Annotated in this window: 3 protein-coding genes; all 3 read right to left on the reverse strand. The window is 36.9% G+C overall.

Features of this window, described 5'->3' with window-relative positions; all coding sequences use genetic code 11:
* Positions 1-188: 188 nt before the first annotated feature.
* Entirely contained in the window at positions 189-2,060 is a 1,872-nt protein-coding gene (locus tag HOG71_02445) for a tail fiber domain-containing protein (GenBank protein ID MBT5989688.1), read from the reverse strand.
* An 11-nt stretch (positions 2,061-2,071) separates the two neighbouring features.
* A complete protein-coding gene (locus HOG71_02450; protein ID MBT5989689.1) occupies positions 2,072-2,557 on the reverse strand; it encodes a T9SS type A sorting domain-containing protein in 486 nt (161 codons plus the stop codon).
* A gap of 218 nt (positions 2,558-2,775) precedes the next feature.
* Entirely contained in the window at positions 2,776-3,177 is a 402-nt protein-coding gene (locus HOG71_02455; protein MBT5989690.1) for a T9SS type A sorting domain-containing protein, read from the reverse strand.
* Positions 3,178-3,304 lie beyond the last annotated feature (127 nt).

A 3,304-nucleotide genomic window follows, 5' to 3' on the forward strand; every position in this document is an offset into this window, starting at 1 on the left:
AATTTTCGTGTGTGGATCAATCCTTTTTTACGATATAGCTAATGCTTATCTGGCAACCCCTGATCTCACACACTAGTCAATTACATTTTGAATCTCAACAATGTAATGACCTTTTTCTAATTCTCAACAAAAATAAAAGGCAACTACTGGAAAAGTAGCTGCCTTAACACTATCGTTTTATAATTTTGTTATTTTTTCTCCAAAGCATTTATTCTACTTTCAATTTCTTCAAACTTTATGAGTAACTGCTCATTTTGAAGTTTGAGTTGATCAATAGCTTCTTGCTGCTGATCAATAATTAGCTGTTGCTCCTGAATAGCTCCTGTTAATATAGGTACCAATCCAATGTAATTAATGCCTTTGAACTCTAGCTTGTCAATAGGTGCATTTTGGTTGTAATCATCCTTCCCAAAAACAATGGCTTCTTGTTGATTCACTAATTCAGGAATGATAAGTTCCAGTTCTTGAGCAATAAATCCAAATTGTTTGCCTTCTGATAAGCTTATTTTTTCCCTGTAGGAGTCTTTGTAGGTATAAGTAACCGGCTTTAATTTGTTAACCATGTCCAAAGCTGTACTCAGGTTCACAACACCTTCTTTTAGTTTTGCATCAGAAGGACCTGTAAGAGTACCTGTATAGGTTACATTTCCATCAAGAAATGCCGCATAGTTTGTTGTTGCATTTTTCGCTGTGGAATATAAAGCATAGTTTGTAGCAGCTGCTCCGTTGGCATCAGCTAGCACACCAATATTCCAGGAACCAACTCCTCGAGTTTCAGCAATAACACCATAGTTTACAAATCCACTTCCTTGTGCAAATCCATATATTCCACGGTTCTGACCACTTCCTGTTCCCTTACTTTCGCCAAAAACACCATCATTAAAGCTTCCCGTTCCTGCAGTACGGCCATCTACACCTCTGTTGTAACCAGTTGATTGGTTTCCTTCGCCAAATACGCCTAAATTAAAACCATTTGTGGTTCCATTTGAGACACCTTTTACGCCATAGTTGTGATTGGTTGACTTGCTTCCAGCACTTGCCAGTCCATAAACACCATAATTTGAGTTTGCACTTTCAGAAAAACCAAACAGTCCGCGGTTAATACCTCCTGAGTTACCATTGGCAATACCAGCAATAGCTGAATTTGTTCCATTAGATGCCTCAATGTTGGCCTGGAAATTTGTAGACGAACCAAAGAAATTATCAGAACCTATAGAATATAGAAATGCCAAGGCAGTGATGTTTTTGGTTACACTATCAGTGAGAGTGAAAAGTGTACTATCGTGATAGTTGGCTTTTGTATTGATGGCCACATTTCCTCCTGTATAGTTTAGTATGTTATTTGTTTTTCCCCAAGCACTACTTGGTAGAGTTATACTATTACCTCCGCTTATAGAAAGATCATTTCCGGTCACACTTAACGTTTGTATTTCGTTTGTTGGATCTGTATCAGAGTCCCCGGGCAAACTAACTGTGTTGCCACCGCTAATGCTTAAATCTGTTCCACTCAGACTGATGGTCTGAATCTCATTGGCAGGATCTGCATCTGCATCATCCACATTGTCGGGTATCGTAACTGTATTTCCGTTTGTGATAGATAAATCATGACCTGATAAGGAAAGTTTTTGAGTTCCTCCAATGCTGTTTCCTGCAGTTAGCGCATATAAGGCATAAGGAACCGCAAGAAAACGTGTGGTTCCCATATCAACTAAGCCATTGCCGAAATCAACACGTGTACTGAAAAAATAATCATTCAGATGCCATTTAATGGAATCGAAACTACTTAATGTTCCTGTTCCCGTTGGTGTTCCTGTTCCAATTTTAATGGTAAAAAGGCCAAAACCGTTGGTTGCAACACTATGTCCTTCCTGCCATACGATGGCTCCTGTAACGCTTCCTTCCAGAATACTTAATTCCACAACCAATGGTTTGCTTTCCAATATGTCACCACTGGCATCTCTCGCAACAGCTTGATAATTTATGTATTGTGAATTTTGAGCAAATGTTTGCACCGCTCCCAATAGCAGGCAGATTGTTATTAAAAATACTACGCGTTTCATATTATTAATATTTATTGACTGATGAGTTTTTGAATTTTATATATTCCTACAATTTCTTGTTTCTTATTATAAAGCTGAACCACATAGGTTCCTGCTGCGTATGCAGACATGTCGATGAAAGTAGAGCTTGTGCTAAGTGTATTCGAAATCAATAATTGACCATTAATGTGGTAGATGTTGAGTAGTAGTTTCTCCCCATTATGAATTACATTAAATCCTTTAACAAGGGGATTTGGAAATAATTGAATATTTAGATTTGCTCCTGCTTTTTCTTCTATGGTCGTTAAATAATAATTAGCCTGCTGGAATCCCTGAGTGAGGGTGTAATTACCGTCAGTAACCGTTTCAACAATCGCTTCACCCACGGTAAATGATATCGATCCATTTGTGTTGGTAAAAACACTGCCAGCAGTTCCAACCACTTCGGGGCTAACACTTTGGGCAAAGAGATTCATGGATAATAGAATCCCACAAAGAAAACCGATTATTCTTTTCATAATTCATATTTAATATTGGAGCCGATTATTGTTTCTCAAAAATACAATATGAAAAATACGATTGGAAATAAAATTCTATACATTAGTAATAAGAAACAGAAAACCAGTCTGTTATGAGGCGTAATAATTTAGAGAAAGAGTAATAATTTGTATGTTGTTTTGGTTATAACAAAAAAAAGGCGACTAAAAGCCGCCCTTTTCTAAATTTGAAAATAAGTTTATTGTTGAACAATAAATTTACGTGTATATACATTTTCACCTAAAGTAAGTCTCATCACATAAACACCTTTGCTTAAGTTAGCCAGGTCGATAGTGGTGAAATTTGGTCCGGCAGATACAACTCCTTTATCTTCCTGATAAACAATGTTTCCAAGTGTATTGAAAACAGAAATGTTAACATTTTGGTCTTGAGCCAATAAGAAGTCAACATGAGCTTTATCTTTCACTGGATTAGGATACATAGAAATAATTCCATTGCCAGGAGCTGGATTTTCAACACCTAAAATGGTTCCGGTAGAGTATGCGGATTGATATACTTCTTTGGTTGTTGCATCTTGCACCCATACCAATACGGTTAAATCTGTGAATTCCTCAACAGAGTTTTCACCTGACTTCGTCAATGCGCCACCCAATTTAAAACAAAAACAATTTAGCTAATTGTTTTTGTTTTTCAGTGAGCAGTAAAACTTTCTCTATAGTTTCTTCAGAGTTAGGAACAGTCACTTTAATCGTACATATCGTTTTTGC

It is taken from the genome of Bacteroidota bacterium, from assembly GCA_018698135.1.
Lineage (GTDB): Bacteria > Bacteroidota > Bacteroidia > CAILMK01 > JAAYUY01 > JABINZ01.